Annotated in this window: 15 protein-coding genes; 5 read left to right on the top strand and 10 right to left on the bottom strand. The window is 55.8% G+C overall.

The window, feature by feature from the left end:
* Positions 1-54: 54 nt before the first annotated feature.
* The 7 genes from gudD to syd all read right to left on the bottom strand — a co-directional run bounded on the left by gudD (position 55) and on the right by syd (position 7,331).
* Positions 55-1,395, bottom strand: a complete 1,341-nt coding sequence (gene gudD / locus KGA69_RS11180; protein ID WP_045397593.1) for a glucarate dehydratase — start codon at positions 1,393-1,395, stop codon at positions 55-57.
* A 17-nt stretch (positions 1,396-1,412) separates the two neighbouring features.
* Positions 1,413-2,753: an enolase C-terminal domain-like protein gene (locus tag KGA69_RS11175; RefSeq protein WP_213293098.1), complete on the bottom strand. Its 1,341-nt coding sequence runs from the start codon at positions 2,751-2,753 to the stop codon at positions 1,413-1,415.
* Positions 2,754-2,755: 2 nt separating this feature from the next.
* Entirely contained in the window at positions 2,756-4,108 is a 1,353-nt protein-coding gene (locus tag KGA69_RS11170) for an MFS transporter (protein ID WP_045397599.1), read from the bottom strand.
* A 473-nt stretch (positions 4,109-4,581) separates the two neighbouring features.
* Positions 4,582-5,025: a flavodoxin gene (locus tag KGA69_RS11165; protein WP_015369957.1), complete on the bottom strand. Its 444-nt coding sequence runs from the start codon at positions 5,023-5,025 to the stop codon at positions 4,582-4,584.
* A gap of 5 nt (positions 5,026-5,030) precedes the next feature.
* Positions 5,031-5,825 carry a tRNA pseudouridine(65) synthase TruC gene (gene truC, locus KGA69_RS11160; RefSeq protein ID WP_045397602.1) on the bottom strand — a complete coding sequence of 265 codons (795 nt, stop codon included), beginning with the start codon at positions 5,823-5,825 and terminating at the stop codon, positions 5,031-5,033.
* On the bottom strand, positions 5,825-6,154 hold the full coding sequence (locus tag KGA69_RS11155) for a YqcC family protein (RefSeq protein WP_049059456.1): 330 nt from the start codon (positions 6,152-6,154) through the stop codon (positions 5,825-5,827). Before KGA69_RS11155 ends, truC begins: the two co-directional genes overlap by 1 nt.
* Before the next feature lie 631 nt (positions 6,155-6,785).
* Positions 6,786-7,331 (bottom strand): SecY-interacting protein, encoded by a 546-nt coding sequence (gene syd / locus KGA69_RS11150; RefSeq protein WP_045397607.1) that lies wholly within the window; start codon positions 7,329-7,331, stop codon positions 6,786-6,788.
* A 68-nt stretch (positions 7,332-7,399) separates the two neighbouring features.
* Between syd and queF the strand changes: the two genes are divergently transcribed.
* The 5 genes from queF to xni all read left to right on the top strand — a co-directional run bounded on the left by queF (position 7,400) and on the right by xni (position 13,853).
* On the top strand, positions 7,400-8,245 hold the full coding sequence (gene queF, locus KGA69_RS11145) for an NADPH-dependent 7-cyano-7-deazaguanine reductase QueF (protein WP_047078974.1): 846 nt from the start codon (positions 7,400-7,402) through the stop codon (positions 8,243-8,245).
* A 112-nt stretch (positions 8,246-8,357) separates the two neighbouring features.
* Positions 8,358-9,725 (top strand): nucleotide 5'-monophosphate nucleosidase PpnN, encoded by a 1,368-nt coding sequence (ppnN, locus tag KGA69_RS11140; RefSeq protein WP_045397613.1) that lies wholly within the window; start codon positions 8,358-8,360, stop codon positions 9,723-9,725.
* A 493-nt stretch (positions 9,726-10,218) separates the two neighbouring features.
* Positions 10,219-11,508 carry an HAAAP family serine/threonine permease gene (locus tag KGA69_RS11135; RefSeq protein WP_045377485.1) on the top strand — a complete coding sequence of 430 codons (1,290 nt, stop codon included), beginning with the start codon at positions 10,219-10,221 and terminating at the stop codon, positions 11,506-11,508.
* A 66-nt stretch (positions 11,509-11,574) separates the two neighbouring features.
* The gene (locus tag KGA69_RS11130; protein ID WP_045397617.1) at positions 11,575-12,942 is read left to right on the top strand and encodes an L-serine ammonia-lyase; all 1,368 of its coding nucleotides are present in this window, start codon (positions 11,575-11,577) and stop codon (positions 12,940-12,942) included.
* 152 nt (positions 12,943-13,094) lie between these two features.
* Positions 13,095-13,853, top strand: coding sequence for a flap endonuclease Xni (xni, locus tag KGA69_RS11125; protein WP_045397621.1), 759 nt, complete (start codon positions 13,095-13,097; stop codon positions 13,851-13,853).
* 43 nt (positions 13,854-13,896) lie between these two features.
* On the opposite strand, the gene rlmM is transcribed toward xni, so the two are convergent.
* From rlmM to gcvA, 3 genes are read right to left on the bottom strand one after another with little or no spacing between them, the layout of a single operon-like run.
* Complete coding sequence (rlmM, locus tag KGA69_RS11120) at positions 13,897-14,997, bottom strand: 23S rRNA (cytidine(2498)-2'-O)-methyltransferase RlmM (RefSeq protein WP_015369947.1); 1,101 nt, start codon at positions 14,995-14,997, stop codon at positions 13,897-13,899.
* Entirely contained in the window at positions 14,990-15,385 is a 396-nt protein-coding gene (locus tag KGA69_RS11115; RefSeq protein WP_015369946.1) for a DUF423 domain-containing protein, read from the bottom strand. The genes rlmM and KGA69_RS11115 overlap by 8 nt, the downstream gene beginning before the upstream one ends.
* Before the next feature lie 43 nt (positions 15,386-15,428).
* Positions 15,429-16,346: a glycine cleavage system transcriptional regulator GcvA gene (gene gcvA, locus KGA69_RS11110; RefSeq protein ID WP_015369945.1), complete on the bottom strand. Its 918-nt coding sequence runs from the start codon at positions 16,344-16,346 to the stop codon at positions 15,429-15,431.
* Between the last annotated feature and the right edge of the window lie 203 nt (positions 16,347-16,549).

The raw sequence follows: 16,549 nt of genomic DNA, 5'->3' as shown, positions 1-16,549 counted from the left end.
TATGAATAACCCCGGCGACCGGCAGTTGCCGACCCCAACAGGGTCGGCGTTATCTTAGCGAACCATGCAAGGACGTTTGTTATCAAAGGTCCAGTTCGGGATTAAATATTGCATCGCCATGGCGTCATCACGAGCGCCCAGGCCATGTTTCTTATATAGCTCATTAGCCTGCATCACGCGGTCCATATCCAGCTCAACCCCCAAACCTGGCGTCGTCGGCACCTGCACCATACCGCCTTTGATTTCAAACGGCTGTTTGGTCAAACGCTGGTTGCCCTCCTGCCAGATCCAGTGGGTATCGATAGCGGTAATTTTACCCGGCGCCGCCGCGGCCACATGGGTAAACATCGCCAACGACACATCGAAGTGGTTATTAGAGTGCGAACCCCAGGTCAGGCCAAATTCATGACACATTTGCGCCACGCGCACCGATCCCTGCATGGTCCAGAAGTGCGGGTCAGCCAGCGGAATATCCACCGATTGTAACGACAGCGTATGGCCCATCTGCCGCCAGTCGGTGGCAATCATGTTGGTTGCGGTCGGCAGCCCGGTCGCCCGACGGAATTCGGCCATCACTTCGCGGCCGGAGAAACCTTGCTCAGCGCCGCATGGGTCTTCCGCATAGGCCAGTACGCCTTTCAGTTGCTTGCCTATCTGGATGGCTTCATCCAGCAGCCAGGCGCCGTTCGGGTCGAGGGTCACGCGCGCGCCAGGGAAACGCTTCGCCAGCGCGCTAATAGCTTCGGCTTCTTCAAAACCGGCCAGTACCCCGCCCTTCAGTTTAAAGTCATTGAAGCCATATTTTTCGTAAGCGGCCTCCGCCAGGCGAACTACCGCCTCTGGCGTCATCGCCTCTTCATGACGAATACGGTACCAGTCGCACTGCTCATCCGGTTGGCTTTGATAAGCCAGCGGCGTCGCGTGGCGGTTACCGACAAAGAACAGATAGCCCAGCATTTCGACTTCGCTCCGCTGTTGGCCGTCGCCAAGCAGAGAAGCAACGTTCACGCCCAGATGCTGGCCCAGCAGATCCAGCAGCGCCGCTTCAATCCCGGTCACCACGTGAATAGTGGTGCGCAGATCGAAGGTTTGCAGGCCGCGGCCGCCGGCATCGCGGTCGGCAAACTGGTTACGCACGGCATTCAGCACATTTTTGTACTCGCCCAGCGTTTTCCCCACTACCAGCGGCGCGGCGTCTTCCAGCGTCTGGCGGATCTTTTCGCCGCCGGGAATTTCGCCGACGCCGGTATGCCCGGAGTTATCTTTGATGATAACGATATTACGGGTGAAGTACGGCGCGTGCGCGCCGCTCAGGTTCATCAGCATGCTGTCATGCCCGGCGACCGGGATAACCTGCATAGCGGTCACAATTGGCGTTGAAGATGATGTAGTCATGACGTAATCCTTTTTAATTAATGACGGCCGAAAACGGGGCGTTTACGGTCGAATGTCCAACCGGGAATCAGGTACTGCATCGGGCCCGCATCATTACGCGCGCCGCCAGGCAGCGCCTTATAGGCCTCATGAGCTTTATGCACCTGTTCCCAGTCCAGCTCCACGCCGAGTCCCGGCGCGTCTGGCACGGCGATTTTGCCGTTGATAATTTGCAGCGGATTTTGCGTCAGGCGCGAATCGCCCTCCTGCCAAATCCAATGGGTATCGATAGCGGTCGGCTTGCCCGGCGCCGCGGCGCCGACGTGGGTAAACATCGCCAGCGAGATATCAAAATGGTTGTTCGAGTGGCAGCCCCAGGTCAGCCCCCAGTCATCGCACAGCTGCGCCACCCGCACCGCGCCAGAGAGGGTCCAGAAGTGCGGGTCAGCCAGCGGAATATCGACGGCGTTGAGCATCACCGCATGCCCCATCTCGCGCCAGTTGGTGGCTATCATGTTGGTCGCCACCGGTAACCCGGTTGCGCGACGGAACTCGGCCATCACTTCCCGGCCGGAAAAGCCCTGTTCCGCGCCGCACGGATCTTCGGCATAGGTCAGGACATCCTGCAGCCCTTTGCACAGCATAATAGCTTCATCCAACAGCCAGGCGCCGTTCGGATCGACGGTAATGCGCGCGTCAGGGAAGCGTTTTTTCAGCGCGCGAGCGGTGTCGATCTCCTGCTCGCCAGGTAATACGCCGCCTTTTAGCTTAAAGTCTTTAAAACCGTAGCGATCCTGAGCCGCCTCCGCCAGTCGCACCACCGCGTCGCTATTCAACGCCTGCTGATGACGCAGGCGATACCATTCGTGGTTGCCTGGCGTCCGCTCAAGGTATCCGAGATCGGTTTTTTCGCGGTCGCCGATATAGAACAGGTAGCCCAGCACGGTCACCGCATCACGCTGTTTGCCCGGCCCAAGCAGTTCGCAGACCGGGACATTCAACACCTTGCCAAGCAGGTCGAGCAGCGCGGCCTCCAGCGCCGCCACCGCATTGACTTTCAATTCGAAGGTCCATGCGCCTTTGCCGAAGGTGTCGAAATCCGCCGCCTGGTTGCCTTTATGTACCTGCTGCACCACGCGGTTGAGGCGAGCGACCTCCTGCCCAACTACCTGCGGAATCGCCTCCACCAGCGTCTGATAGATGACTTCGCCGCCGGGCGCTTCGCCGACGCCGGTATGGCCAGCGTTATCGGTTAACACCACGATGTTGCGGGTAAACCAGGCGTTATGCGCGCCGCCGATATTCATCAGCATGCTGTCGTGCCCGGCGACCGGAATCACCTTCATTTCGGTAACGATTGGGCTGGATTGGGTATTCATGATTAACGCCCCGCAACCGGTTTAAGTTCGATACGTTTGATATCGCCCACCAGCACCAGGTAGCTGAGAACCGCCACCAGCGCATGGATACCGACGTAAATCAGCGCGCCGTTGAAAGAGCCGGTGGTGCCGACGATATAGCCGATAGCGATAGGGGTTACGATGCCGGAAATATTGCCGAACATGTTGAACAGACCGCCGGACAGGCCGCTAATCTCTTTCGGCGCGGTGTCCGCCATTACCGCCCAGCCCAGTGCGCCGATGCCTTTACCAAAGAAGGCCATCGCCATAAAGCCGATGATCATCCATTCCACATTCACGTAATTACACATCAGCATGGTCATGGACAACAGCATGCCCAGCACGATCGGCGTTTTGCGCGCAATATTCAGCGAGCCGGTACGGCGCATCAACCAGTCGGAAATAATCCCGCCCAACACCCCGCCGACAAAGCCGCACACCGCCGGAATAGAGGCGACAAAGCCCGCTTTAAGGATCGACATGCCGCGCGCCTGCACCAGATAAACCGGGAACCAGGTGATAAAGAAGTAGGTTAAGGCGTTGATGCAGTACTGACCGATATAGATCCCGACCATCATTCGCGAGCCAATCAGCTGCTTGATTTGGCCCATTTTTACGCTAAAAGGCACCTTCTGCGCACTGCTCTTTTGATCCATGTTGATCAACGCGCCGCCTTCGGCGATGTAGTCCAGTTCTTTCTGGTTCACGCCTGGATGGTTATTCGGATCGTGGATCACTTTCAGCCACACGAAGCTGATGACAATACCCAGTCCGCCCATAAAGAAGAATACGTGCGACCAGCCCACTTCATGGGTCAACCACCCCATAATCGGCGCGAAAATAACGGTAGCAAAATACTGCGCGGAGTTAAAAATCGATACCGCCGTCCCTCTCTCCTGCGCCGGGAACCAGGCGGCCACAATACGGCTATTGCCCGGGAACGAGGGCGATTCGGCAAGGCCGACGAGGAAGCGCAGGGTAAACAGCGCGATGATAATGCCAAAACCGCTAAAGATATCCACGAAGCCCTGCAGCAGGGTAAACACGGACCAGATAAAGATGGACCAGAAATAGACGCGTTTAGAACCAAAGCGGTCAAGCAGCCAGCCACCGGGGATCTGTCCGATCACATAGGCCCATGAAAACGCGGAGAAAACGTAACCCATGCCAACAGGATCGAGGCCGATATCCCTGGCCATTTCAGAACCGGCGATCGACAGCGTCGCACGGTCGCCATAGTTAAAGGATGTGACGATAAACAGCATCACCACTATCCAATAGCGAGCATTGGTGCGCTTTTCAGCGGCGCTCGCAGCCTGACTTAATGAACTCATTGTTGTACTCCTGAATCATAGCGTTTAGCTACGTTCATTCTGAACAGCACAACCTGTAGGGTAATCAGAATGACGTGTTAGTGTTTTTTTTCGTTATATCTGGCGTACTGCTTTTGTCACTGGCAGGAAAAGTATAAAAAGAGGCCTCGACGGGCTCACCGTGCATATACACAGCTTTAGCGGGCGGAACTGCGTTAGTTTGTGGCGCATGCCTAAGGTTGTGGGGAGTAGTTCACGGAAATGGAAAACCGTCGCCTGCTTAGAGGAAGATGGGCAATATAACCTTCAGAGTGTGAATCGCCTCTCTTGACGCCGGGGAAACGCAAAGAAAAAAGCCATAGCGATGGCATGGTTATCAGGCACATGCCCGAAGCCGGGAGGAATGGAGAACGTTAAGATAAGCCTGACCGTTTATCCGGCCACTGGCAGCTTAAGCGCGCCCTCTACGTAGGGAGAGGGCGTTCTTAATAGGATTAGTCGAGCAGTTTCGCCCACGCTTCTACCCAAGGATTGGAAACGCTTTCCGGTTCCGGGTCTTCGCTGGCGTCGATGGTGAGCATCTCGCCGATACGTCGCGCGCCCTGTTCCTGCAGCAGCGCATCAAAGGTTTTACCGCCGCCGCAGAAATTAGCGTAGGTGCTATCGCCAAGCGCGATAATGCCGTAGCGCAGATGCGGCTGATACATATCTTTAATGCCTTCATACAGCGGAACGATACTGTCCGGCAGATCGCCCTGCCCGGTGGTCGACGTCACGACCAGCACGTACTTGCCGGTATAGGATTCCCAGTCTTTCACTTCCGGGTCCTCAAATACCGTCGCTTTATGCCCCAGCCCGCTCAGAATGGCTTCCGCCTCCTCGGCGACCAACAGCGAGTTTCCGTACATTGTGCCGACAAAAATTCCGACTTCTGCCATAGTGATTATCTCCCTGGATTATCCGCGATACTCTCATCCTGACCGCTGTCGTCGGCAAACTCAACCCTTTCATTTAACGGGAGAAGCCCGCGCCAGCCAAACTGCGACAGCGCGCGCATCCAGACGTCATCCAGACCCGCGCGAATCGTTAGCGGCTCGCCGGTAAAGGGGTGTGTTAATGACAGCTGGCTGGCGTGCAGCATCAGACGATTGCAGCCGAAATGTTCAGCGGCGCTGCGGTTTTGCCGTAGATCGCCATGTTTGCTGTCGCCGAGGATCGGATGGCGCAGATGGGCCAAATGACGACGCAGCTGATGTTTACGTCCGGTTTTCGGCTCCAGCTCCACCAGCCCGTAGCGGGTGGTCGGATAACGGCCGGTGGCGACCGGCATTTCTACCGTTGCCAGGCCGCGATAGTGGGTCACCGCCGGCTGCGGGCCTTTATCCTCACGAGCGAACTTATCGGCGATTTTGTCCAGCTCTTCCACCAGCGGGTAATCCAGCACATCCTCTTCAGTCAGCCAGCCGCGAACGATCGCGTGATAACGTTTTTGCATCTGGTGTTGCTCAAACTGCTGCGCCAGCAGCCTGCCCGCCTCGCTCGATAATCCCATCAGCAGCACGCCGGAAGTCGGCCGGTCCAGACGATGAGCGGTGAAGACGTGCTGGCCGATTTGATCGCGCACGGTCTGCATCACCACCACTTTCTCATCGCGGTCCAGCCAGCTGCGGTGCACCAGCCAGCCGGAAGGCTTATTCACCGCCACCAGCCACTCGTCCTGATAAATGATCTCCAGCATCAGGCGTCGTCGTCCGCGAATAACGCATCCAGCAGCAGTAGCTCGGCTACGATAGGTTCGCGCGCCGGATGAGCTTTATCCAGCGCCATCTCGTAATAAGGCGCGACGGCAAAGTTCTGCGGCAGCGGCATACCGCTGGCGATCAGTTGATGCAGACGCGGGATCAGCACCCACTGCAGCCATTCCAGCGGTTCGAGCGTGTCCAGGCAAAACGGCTGTTCGCTGGCGAAAGCGCTGCTATCCGGCGCCTGTTCCTGCCAGTGGTTTGTTTCGCGCAGCAGCGCTTCAATGGCGTGCAGGCGATCGCGCACGCTAGCGTGAAGGGTCATGGGGAAACCTCGATGAATTGTAAACCGGGCGCAGGATAGCAAATCCGCGAGAGAAATAAAAAAAGGGAGCACTGTATAAACAGTGCTCCCGGTTCGTTTTGCAGCATTCCAGCTACATTGGTGCTCCCTGCTCGTCCTTGAAAACTTTTCCTGAGGTCTCCTGACCAAGTTCATCCTTAAACTAGCGCATCCTGCTTTCACACCACCCCGATGTGAAATAACTTATCCCTAAGTGTGTCCAGATCTTCCTGATCCACCGTTCATCCTGAGCGGCTCTCGTTCTCCATCCTGGAGGTGTCCATTACGCAATCCTGCGTTATCCTTGCTTCATCCTGAAGCCTGTCCTTGCAACGCCATCCCGGCGGGTCCTGCAGAAGAGCCATCATCCTGATGTTCTCTTCATTTCGCGACTCCCTGTCGACGTACATAGGATCACTGATTCCGCCTCTTCTTACAAGACTTACTACGACAATCTCTTAAGATTAGTGGCCAGACTAAAAGACCATATAATTATCAAATCATTTTATAACAATAAGTTAGATGTAATCCTTACGTTTAAAATTGCTGAAAATGATGACGATCTCTTACAGGTCTTGTAAGAGATCTCTCACAAACAACCAGGGTAAATGGATTACAGAAGGGGCTCAAGCTGATTCAGGAAACTCGCAAGTGAGTGAGAAAGGGTCTCTCTTTTTCGGGTTCCGAGCGTCTCTTTAATGACTTCGCCGCTCAGATTGCAGACCGAAATAACCTCCAGTTCGCTATCCAGCGTGGCGATAAACAGCGTCGGCGATAGCTTGAGGCGTTTTTGCACCACCAGGTGACCAATAAGGTTTTCCTGCACTCGCTGGAAGTCATCCGGGCTCCAGGCCTGCAATAAAGTAAGGTCCTGCGCCGCAAAGCGGGCGTGCATATCGCCAGCGAACTGAGTGGTATAATAACTATGAATTGGCTGTTGTACCACAATCTCCAGCGCTCGTTCAACTCCATCGAGATGGCGTGCTAACGTAAACGGCTGCGGCTGCCAGAAAACGGCATCGTCTTCACTAGCGCTGATACAGGGAGATGGGATGCCATAAAGGTCTTCGCTACGCGGCAGGCTGGCATAACGCTGCTGCCACGCATCGCAGTAACGTTGGGTAAATGATTGCAGCGCTTCTATGGTCTGATGATCCACCGGTTTCTCTCTTCACGTTAGACAGGATACACTTGGCATATAGTGTACCCGCTTTACTATGGTGAAACATGTCTTCTTACGATAATCATCAGGCGCTGGCCGGCCTGACGCTCGGTAAATCAACGGATTACCGTGATACCTATGACGCTTCGTTGCTGCAGGGCGTGCCGCGTAGCCTGAACCGCGACCCGCTTGGCCTGCACGCCGATAATCTGCCATTCCACGGCGCCGATATCTGGACGCTGTACGAGCTGTCGTGGCTGAATGGCAAAGGCCTGCCGCAGGTCGCCGTCGGCTACGTGGAGCTGAGCGATACCACCGTCAATCTGGTGGAATCGAAAAGCTTCAAACTGTACCTGAACAGCTTCAACCAGACCCGCTTCGCCGACTGGCAGGAAGTCCAGGCCACGCTGACCCGCGATCTCAGCGCCTGCGCCCAGGGCGAGGTCAAGGTTTCGCTGTACCGCCTCGATGAGCTGGAAGGGCAACCGATCGCTCATCTGCACGGCGCCTGCATCGACGATCAGGATATCGAGATTGATAACTATCAGTTCAGCGCCGACTACCTGCAGGACGCGGCCAGCGGCAAAGTCGTCGAAGAGACGCTGGTCAGCCATCTGCTGAAATCAAATTGTCTGATCACCCACCAGCCAGACTGGGGCTCGGTACAGATTCAGTATCGCGGGCCGAAAATCGATCGCGAAAAACTGCTGCGCTATCTGGTGTCGTTCCGCCATCACAATGAGTTCCACGAACAGTGCGTCGAACGCATCTTTAATGATGTGCTGCGTTTCTGCCGTCCGGAATCGCTTTCCGTGTACGCTCGCTACACCCGCCGCGGCGGCCTGGATATTAATCCGTGGCGCAGCAACGGTGAATTCGTGCCGGCAACCGGCCGTCTGGCGCGGCAATAAGCGAAATTTTTCACACTTTGCGTGCGTTAACGCGTACGCAAGGTTGTGGAAAGACTACGGCCAGGGCTATTGTAATCACAGGAAGACGATAATCGTCCTGTAAGGAGTTCACTTGATTACACACGTTAGCCCGCTTGGTTCAATGGATATGCTGTCACAGCTGGAAGTGGATATGCTTAAACGCACCGCCAGTAGTGACCTGTATCAACTCTTTCGCAACTGCTCGCTTGCTGTGCTCAACTCGGGGAGCCTGACCGATAACAGCAAGGAGCTACTGTCTCGTTTTGAAAACTTCGATATTAACGTGCTGCGCCGCGAACGCGGCGTGAAGCTGGAACTGATCAACCCGCCGGAAGACGCTTTCGTCGATGGCCGTATTATCCGTTCCCTGCAGGCCAACCTGTTTGCCGTGCTGCGCGATATCCTGTTCGTCTACGGGCAGATCCACAACACCGTCCGCTTTCCGAATCTCGATCTCGAAAGCTCAATTCACATCACCAACCTGGTGTTCTCGATTCTGCGTAACGCCCGCGCGCTACACGTCGGCGAAGCGCCGAATATGATTGTCTGCTGGGGCGGCCACTCTATTAATGAAAATGAGTACCTGTACGCGCGCCGCGTCGGAACCCAGCTTGGCCTGCGCGAACTGAATATCTGCACCGGCTGCGGGCCAGGCGCCATGGAAGCGCCAATGAAAGGCGCCGCCGTCGGCCACGCCCAGCAGCGCTATAAAGACAGCCGCTTTATCGGCATGACCGAACCTTCCATTATCGCCGCTGAGCCGCCAAACCCGCTGGTCAACGAACTGATCATCATGCCGGATATCGAAAAGCGTCTCGAAGCGTTCGTACGCATCGCCCACGGTATTATCATCTTCCCGGGCGGCGTGGGTACTGCGGAAGAGCTGCTTTATCTGCTGGGCATCCTGATGCATCCGGATAACAAGTCGCAGGTGCTGCCGCTTATCCTCACCGGGCCGAAAGAGAGCGCCGACTACTTCCGCGTGCTGGATGAGTTCATCGTTCATACCCTCGGCGAATCGGCTCGCCGCCACTACCGCATTATTATCGACGATGCCGCTGAAGTGGCGCGCCAGATGAAAAAAGCGATGCCATTGGTCAAAGAGAGCCGCCGCGAAACCGACGACGCCTATAGCTTCAACTGGTCGATTCGTATCTCGCCGGACCTGCAGATGCCGTTTGAGCCAACGCACGACAATATGGCCAATCTCAAACTTTATCCGGACCAACCGGTGGAAGTACTGGCCGCCGACCTGCGCCGCGCCTTCTCCGGTATTGTCGCCGGCAACGTGAAAGAAGTCGGTATTCAGGCTATCGAGAAATATGGCCCTTACAAGCTGCATGGCGATCCGGAAATGATGCGCCGCATGGACGATCTGCTGCAGGGCTTCGTTGCCCAGCACCGCATGAAGCTTCCGGGCGGCAGCGCCTACATTCCGTGCTACGAAATCTGCTCCTGATAATGTAATACCTCTCCCGGGCGGCGGTCGATCCCCTGCCCGGGCACTCCCGCCCGTTATTTCCAGTTAATTAATTTTTCTAATTAATGATTCGTAGAGTTTCCACATAGCCAATCGTTTGCGTTTCCAAAAAGAGCAATAAAATTCACCATAAAAATAACATTATGGCGAAAAAACGTCGTTTACATCACTTTTTTGCAGCAAAAACCTCGTTATTTGGTAACAGAGCTTTTATCTCATGTGCTGCAAATGATAGCCTTCGCGCCACATTTATCTGGCTGATCACCATAAACAGACTGTTGGGCTAAAAACGTTCAGGTTTAAAGTGGATTATTGCATTTGGGATCCCGATCACTGATGTATTTTCCATATAAATGTATCTTGCCGCCCAATTGTTACGGAGAAAATTTCTAAAAAACCGTAAAGCAGCGAATTTCATATTATTTAATCGTTTTTATTTACTAGATTTTGTTGATTCCTCCAGGAGATACAGATGGAAACCACACAAACCAGCACTATCGTTTCGGGTGAAACCCGCAGCGGATGGCGCAAAACGGATACCATGTGGATGCTGGGCCTGTACGGCACGGCGATCGGCGCGGGCGTTTTGTTCCTGCCAATCAACGCCGGCGTCGGCGGTATGATCCCACTGATTATCATGGCGATTCTGGCCTTCCCGATGACCTTCTTCGCACACCGCGGTATGACCCGCTTCGTGCTTTCCGGTAAAAACCCGGGCGAAGACATCACTGAAGTCGTTGAAGAACACTTTGGCGTGGGCGCAGGTAAACTGATTACTCTGCTCTACTTCTTCGCAATCTACCCGATCCTGCTGGTTTATAGCGTGGCGATCACCAACACCGTCGAAAGCTTCATGGCGCACCAGCTGCACATGACGCCGCCGCCGCGCGCCATTCTGTCGCTGATCCTGATTGTCGGCATGATGACCATCGTTCGTTTCGGCGAGCAGATGATCGTTAAGGCAATGAGCATCCTGGTATTCCCGTTCGTTATCGCGCTGATGATCCTGGCTCTGTACCTGATCCCGCAATGGAACGGCGCGGCGCTGGAAACCCTGTCGCTGAGCAGCGCGTCAACAACCGGTAACGGTCTGCTGATGACCCTGTGGCTGGCGATCCCGGTGATGGTCTTCTCCTTTAACCACTCGCCGATCATCTCCTCCTTCGCGGTAGCGAAGCGTGAAGAATACGGCGAAGGCGCAGAGAAGAAATGCTCCAGCATCCTGGCGCGCGCTCACATCATGATGGTGCTGACCGTTATGTTCTTCGTCTTCAGCTGCGTACTGAGCCTGTCTCCGGCAGACCTGGCGGCGGCGAAAGAGCAGAACATCTCGATTCTGTCTTACCTGGCGAACCACTTTAACGCACCGGTTATCGCCTGGATGGCGCCGATCATCGCGATGATCGCTATCACCAAATCCTTCCTCGGCCACTACCTGGGCGCTCGTGAAGGTTTCAATGGCATGGTGATTAAGTCTCTGCGCGGCAAAGGCAAAACCATCGAAATCAACAAACTGAACAAGCTGACCGCGCTGTTTATGCTGGTCACCACCTGGATTGTGGCAACGCTGAACCCGAGCATCCTCGGCATGATTGAGACCCTGGGCGGTCCAATTATCGCGATGATCCTGTTCCTGATGCCGATGTACGCAATCCAGAAAGTTCCGGCCATGCGCAAATACAGCGGCCACATCAGCAACGTCTTCGTTGTGATTATGGGCCTGATTGCCATCTCCGCGATTTTCTACTCTCTGTTCAGCTAATTCTTTTAAGACCTCCCCTCGCGCCGCTTAACGGCGGCGCGCTTTCCGACAGTACTGGAATACATCATGATCAGCGTATTCGATATTTTCAAAATCGGCATTGGCCCATCCAGCTCCCATACCGTTGGACCGATGAAAGCGGGCAAACAATTCACCGACGACCTGATTGCGCGCGGCCTGCTGGCCGACGTCAGCAAAGTCGTCGTCGACGTTTACGGCTCCCTGTCTCTGACCGGTAAAGGCCACCATACCGATATCGCCATTATCATGGGACTGGCCGGCAATCTGCCAGATACCGTCGACATCGACGCGATCCCGGGCTTTATCCAGGACGTTAATACCCACGGCCGCCTGCTGCTGGCGAACGGCCAGCACGAAGTCGAGTTCCCTGTCGACCAGTGCATGAATTTCCATGCCGACAACCTGTCTCTGCATGAGAACGGCATGCGCATTACCGCGCTGGGCGACGACAAGGTGCTCTACAGCCAGACCTACTACTCCATCGGCGGCGGCTTTATCGTCGATGAAGAGCACTTCGGCCTGACCACCGAAGCGCCAGTTGCCGTACCTTATCCGTACAAAAACGCCGCCGATCTGCAGAAACACTGCAATGAAACCGGCCTGTCGCTCTCCGGGCTGATGATGCAGAACGAGCTGGCGCTGCACAGCAAAGAAGAGCTGGAACAGCACTTCGCCGCGGTGTGGGAAGTGATGAGCGCCGGTATTGAGCGCGGTATCACCACTGAAGGCGTGCTCCCGGGCAAACTGCGCGTTCCGCGCCGCGCCGCCGCCCTGCGCCGTATGCTGGTGAGCCAGGACAATACCAACAGCGACCCGATGGCGGTAGTGGACTGGATCAACATGTTCGCGCTGGCGGTAAACGAAGAGAACGCCGCCGGCGGGCGTGTCGTCACCGCGCCAACTAACGGCGCCTGCGGTATCGTTCCGGCGGTACTGGCCTACTACGACAAGTTTATCCGCAAGGTGAACGCTAACTCTCTGGCCCGCTATATGCTGGTCGCCAGCGCCATTGGTTCGCTGTATAAGATGAACGCCTCTATCTCCGGCGCCGAAGTTGGCTGCCAGGGCGAAGTCGGCGTGGCCTGCTCGATGGCGGCGGCCGGTCTGGCGGAGCTGCTGGGCGCTAGCCCGGCCCAGGTGTGCATCGCCGCGGAAATCGGTATGGAACATAACCTCGGCCTGACCTGCGACCCGGTTGCCGGCCAGGTGCAGGTACCGTGCATCGAGCGTAACGCTATCGCGGCGGTCAAAGCGGTTAACGCCGCGCGTATGGCCCTGCGCCGTACCAGCGAACCGCGCGTGTGCCTCGATAAGGTTATCGAGACCATGTATGAAACGGGCAAAGATATGAACGCCAAGTACCGCGAAACCTCTCGCGGCGGCCTGGCGATGAAAATCGTCGCCTGCGATTAACGCCTCTGGCCCGGCACGCTTCGGCATGTCGGGCCAACTCTCCTCCAGCCCTGGCTCATTCTGCGAGCCTGCTTCCCGAACTTCGCTCTACCAATAGCCTCGTATTGCCACCGATGTTACCCTTATAGCCTGAGAACAAAGGGAGATATCTTGTGGCTGTTCATCTGTTAATTGTCGACGCGCTCAACCTGATCCGCCGTATTCATGCGGTGCAGGGTTCCCCCTGCGCGGATACCTGCCTGCACGCCCTCGAACAGCTTATCGTCCACAGCCAGCCGACGCATGCCGTGGCGGTGTTCGACGATGAAGACCGCGCTCACGGCTGGCGCCACCAGCGGCTGCCGGAATATAAAGCCGGGCGCGCGCCGATGCCGGAAACGCTGGAAGCGGAAATGCCGGCGCTGCGGGCGGCTTTTGAACAGCGCGGAATACGCTGCTGGGCGCTGCCCGGCAGCGAAGCGGACGATCTGGCGGCCACGCTCGCCGTTAAAGTTGCCCAGGCCGGGCATCAGGCTACCATTGTCTCGACCGATAAAGGCTACTGTCAGCTGCTGTCGCCGACCATTCGCATCCGCGATTATTTCCAGAAACGCTGGCTGGATGCGCCGTTTATCGCCAATGAATTCGGCGTGACGCCGGAACAGCTCCCGGACTACTGGGGTCTGGCGGGGATTAGCAGTTCGAAAGTACCGGGCGTTGCCGGGATTGGGCCGAAAAGCGCGGCGCAGCTGTTAACGGATTATCAGGATTTAGAAGGCATCTACGCGCGGCTTGCGGATGTGCCGGAGAAGTGGCGTAAGAAGCTTGAAGAGCATAAAGAGATGGCGTTTACCTGCCGGGAAATCGCCCGCCTGCAAACGGACTTACAGCTCGATGGCAACCTGCAGCAGCTGCGGTTGCCATCCGCGTGATCCCCGGCCGTGCTGATGCGTGACCGGGGCTGCTGAGCGCTGATTAGCGCTCGTCGCGGCGGCCGCCGACCGCCGCCCACAGGCGACGCACGTGCACGGTCACTTCTTCACGGTCGTGATACAGCTGACGGGCCTGAATCTGCGCGTTAATACCGTGCTCATCAAGCTGCGCCTGGATATAGGCCAGGTTTTGCGACACCTCTTCATAGCGCTTTTTCATCGGCAGCTTGAGGTTAAAAATGGTCTCGCGGCACCAGCCGTTCACCAGCCACTGGGCCATTAACGCCGCCACTTTCGCCGGTTTCTCAACCATGTCGCACACCATCCACGAGATGTTGTTGCGGTTCGGACGATAGCGGAAGCCATCTTCACGCAGCCAGGTCACCTGTCCGGTATCCATCAGGCTCTGCGCCATCGGGCCGTTATCGACCGAAGAGACCCACATGTTGCGCTTCACCAGCTGATAGGTCCAGCCGCCCGGGCAGGCGCCGAGATCCACCGCGTACATGCCATTCGCCAGACGCTCGTCCCACTCATCCGCCGGAATGAAGACGTGAAATGCCTCTTCCAGCTTAAGCGTCGAACGGCTCGGCGCATCGGAAGGGAACTTCAGGCGCGGGATCCCCATATAAAACGGCGAGTTGTTATTGCTAAAGGAGTAGCCGGTATAGCAACAGCCGGGTGCGATAAAGAACACGTGCACCACCGGACGCTTAGGCGTTTCATAGTTAGTCAGCACGCCAGCTTCACGCAGCGCCGCGCGCAGCGGCACCGTGAACTTGCGGCAGAACTTCATCAGCTCTTTGCTTTCGTTGGTATCCGCGACCTCAACGCGCAGATCGCCGCCCTTTTCCACCACGCCCTGCAGCATGCCGACGATCGGCGTGATGCGGTCTTCCGGCGGCAGGTCGCGCAGCAGTTCGCCAACGACGAACATCTGGCGCGCGAAAATCAGCGAGCTAAACGGCAGATCGCGCACCAGCTTCTCGCCGTCGCCCTGTTGATAGCACTCAAAAATCACATAGCCGGAGTCGTCTTTGACCCGGGCAAAACCGAATACCTCAAGGCGGGCTGCCTTATCGGTAATTTCTGCTGCGCACTCTTTCTCAAACCCGGGGCGACAATAGAGGACAACCTTATTCATGAACAACGCCCTTACGTTTCAGACGAATTGCACCAATTAACATTAATACCCAACCGGCAAGGAAGCAGACGCCGCCTACCGGGGTAACGAACGCCCACAGGCGTAAATGCGACAGCGCCAGACAATATAAGCTGCCGCTGAACAACACGGTTCCCAGCGCCAAAAACACGCTGCTCCAGTAAAACCAGATGCTTATCCGCCGCTGCATGGCGACAGACAGGCCTAAAATCGCCAGCGTATGAAACGCCTGATACTCAAGGCCGGTGTGGATCCAGGCCATTTCGGCCGCACCCAGCGATTTACTTAATACGTGTGCGCCAAAAGCGCCCAGAGCCACAAAGATAAAGCCGCTGATGGCGGCAAAAATCAGCATAAAACGGCTGGTCATGTTGATACCCTACAAAGTCAGTTAACGCCTGGTCATCAGGCCGTTATTGTTCGTAACGAAAGCGGAATTTTTCTTGTTCGCTCGCCGCCTTCGCTAAAATCCACTGGCGGAAAGCGGCTATTTTACCCAGTTCAGCCTGACTGTCATGACAAACAAGGTAAAACGCGTTCTTACTGACCAGAACATCATTAAACGGGCAGACCAAACGGCCTGCTTCAATTTCGGACTGGGCCATAACGTTATTGGCCAGTGCGACGCCTTGTCCATGGATTGCCGCCTGCAGCACCATCGCGCTGTGGCTGAATATCGGTCCCTGTTGCACATTGATATGATTTAGACCCAGTTGCCGGGTATAAGTTTGCCAGTCGCGGCGAGAGGCATCATGTAACAGCGTATGTTGCGCCAGATCGGCAGGCGTTTTCAACGCTTTGTCGCCGGTTAACAGCAATGGCGAACAAACCGGCAGTAAATATTCGGCGTACAGTTTTTCAACACGCAACCCCGGCCAATTGCCGCGGCCATAGAAAATCGCCACGTCGACGTCGTCGGCCAGTTTATCTTCCTGACGGTCCACCGCCTGGATCCGCACGTCGATCCCCGGATAAGCTGAGTTAAAGCTTGAGAGTCGCGGCACCAGCCACTGAATGGCGAAACTGGGCAATAAACTAACAGTTAGCGCCCCTTTCGCGCTGCGCGCCTGCAGTTTACGCGTCGCTTCGGTGAGCTGCGAAAAAATCTCTTTAATATCCTGAAAATAGCTTTGCCCCTCTTCCGTTAACAGCAGCGAGCGATTGCGTCGACGAAACAGCTTCAGGCCCAGAAAGTCCTCTAGTGACTTGATTTGGTGACTTACTGCGGCCTGCGTCACAAAAAGCTCATCGGCTGCGCGAGTGAAGCTCAGATGACGTGCGGCTGCATCAAAAACACGTAATGCATTCAGAGGTGGTAATCGCTTCGACATGGTTATTCTGACTGAGATGTTAACGAGTTTTAACAAATAGGAAACAACAGTTAACCTATTAGTTTTTTTTATCTGAGCCATTATAAATTGTCCGTTGAGGTTCTACCAGCAAATACCTATAGTGGCGGCACTTCCTGAGCCGGAACGAAAAGCTTTTTTTGGAATGCGTGTTCCAACAAGCTTTTGGCTTACGGTTGTGATGT

This window comes from Klebsiella sp. A52, assembly GCF_018388785.1.
Lineage (GTDB): Bacteria > Pseudomonadota > Gammaproteobacteria > Enterobacterales > Enterobacteriaceae > Klebsiella > Klebsiella aerogenes.
This window is presented reverse-complemented; position numbering and strand designations above follow the sequence as displayed.

Bases quoted from the DNA above. Each gene is read 5' to 3' on its own strand.
- gudD (WP_045397593.1), bottom strand. From the start codon at position 1,395: ATGACTACATCATCTTCAACGCCAATTGTGACCGCTATGCAGGTTATC.
- KGA69_RS11175 (WP_213293098.1), bottom strand. From the start codon at position 2,753: ATGAATACCCAATCCAGCCCAATCGTTACCGAAATGAAGGTGATTCCG.
- KGA69_RS11170 (WP_045397599.1), bottom strand. From the start codon at position 4,108: ATGAGTTCATTAAGTCAGGCTGCGAGCGCCGCTGAAAAGCGCACCAAT.
- KGA69_RS11165 (WP_015369957.1), bottom strand. From the start codon at position 5,025: ATGGCAGAAGTCGGAATTTTTGTCGGCACAATGTACGGAAACTCGCTG.
- truC (WP_045397602.1), bottom strand. From the start codon at position 5,825: ATGCTGGAGATCATTTATCAGGACGAGTGGCTGGTGGCGGTGAATAAG.
- KGA69_RS11155 (WP_049059456.1), bottom strand. From the start codon at position 6,154: ATGACCCTTCACGCTAGCGTGCGCGATCGCCTGCACGCCATTGAAGCG.
- queF (WP_047078974.1), top strand. From the start codon at position 7,400: ATGTCTTCTTACGATAATCATCAGGCGCTGGCCGGCCTGACGCTCGGT.
- KGA69_RS11135 (WP_045377485.1), top strand. From the start codon at position 10,219: ATGGAAACCACACAAACCAGCACTATCGTTTCGGGTGAAACCCGCAGC.
- KGA69_RS11130 (WP_045397617.1), top strand. From the start codon at position 11,575: ATGATCAGCGTATTCGATATTTTCAAAATCGGCATTGGCCCATCCAGC.
- rlmM (WP_015369947.1), bottom strand. From the start codon at position 14,997: ATGAATAAGGTTGTCCTCTATTGTCGCCCCGGGTTTGAGAAAGAGTGC.
- KGA69_RS11115 (WP_015369946.1), bottom strand. From the start codon at position 15,385: ATGACCAGCCGTTTTATGCTGATTTTTGCCGCCATCAGCGGCTTTATC.
- gcvA (WP_015369945.1), bottom strand. From the start codon at position 16,346: ATGTCGAAGCGATTACCACCTCTGAATGCATTACGTGTTTTTGATGCA.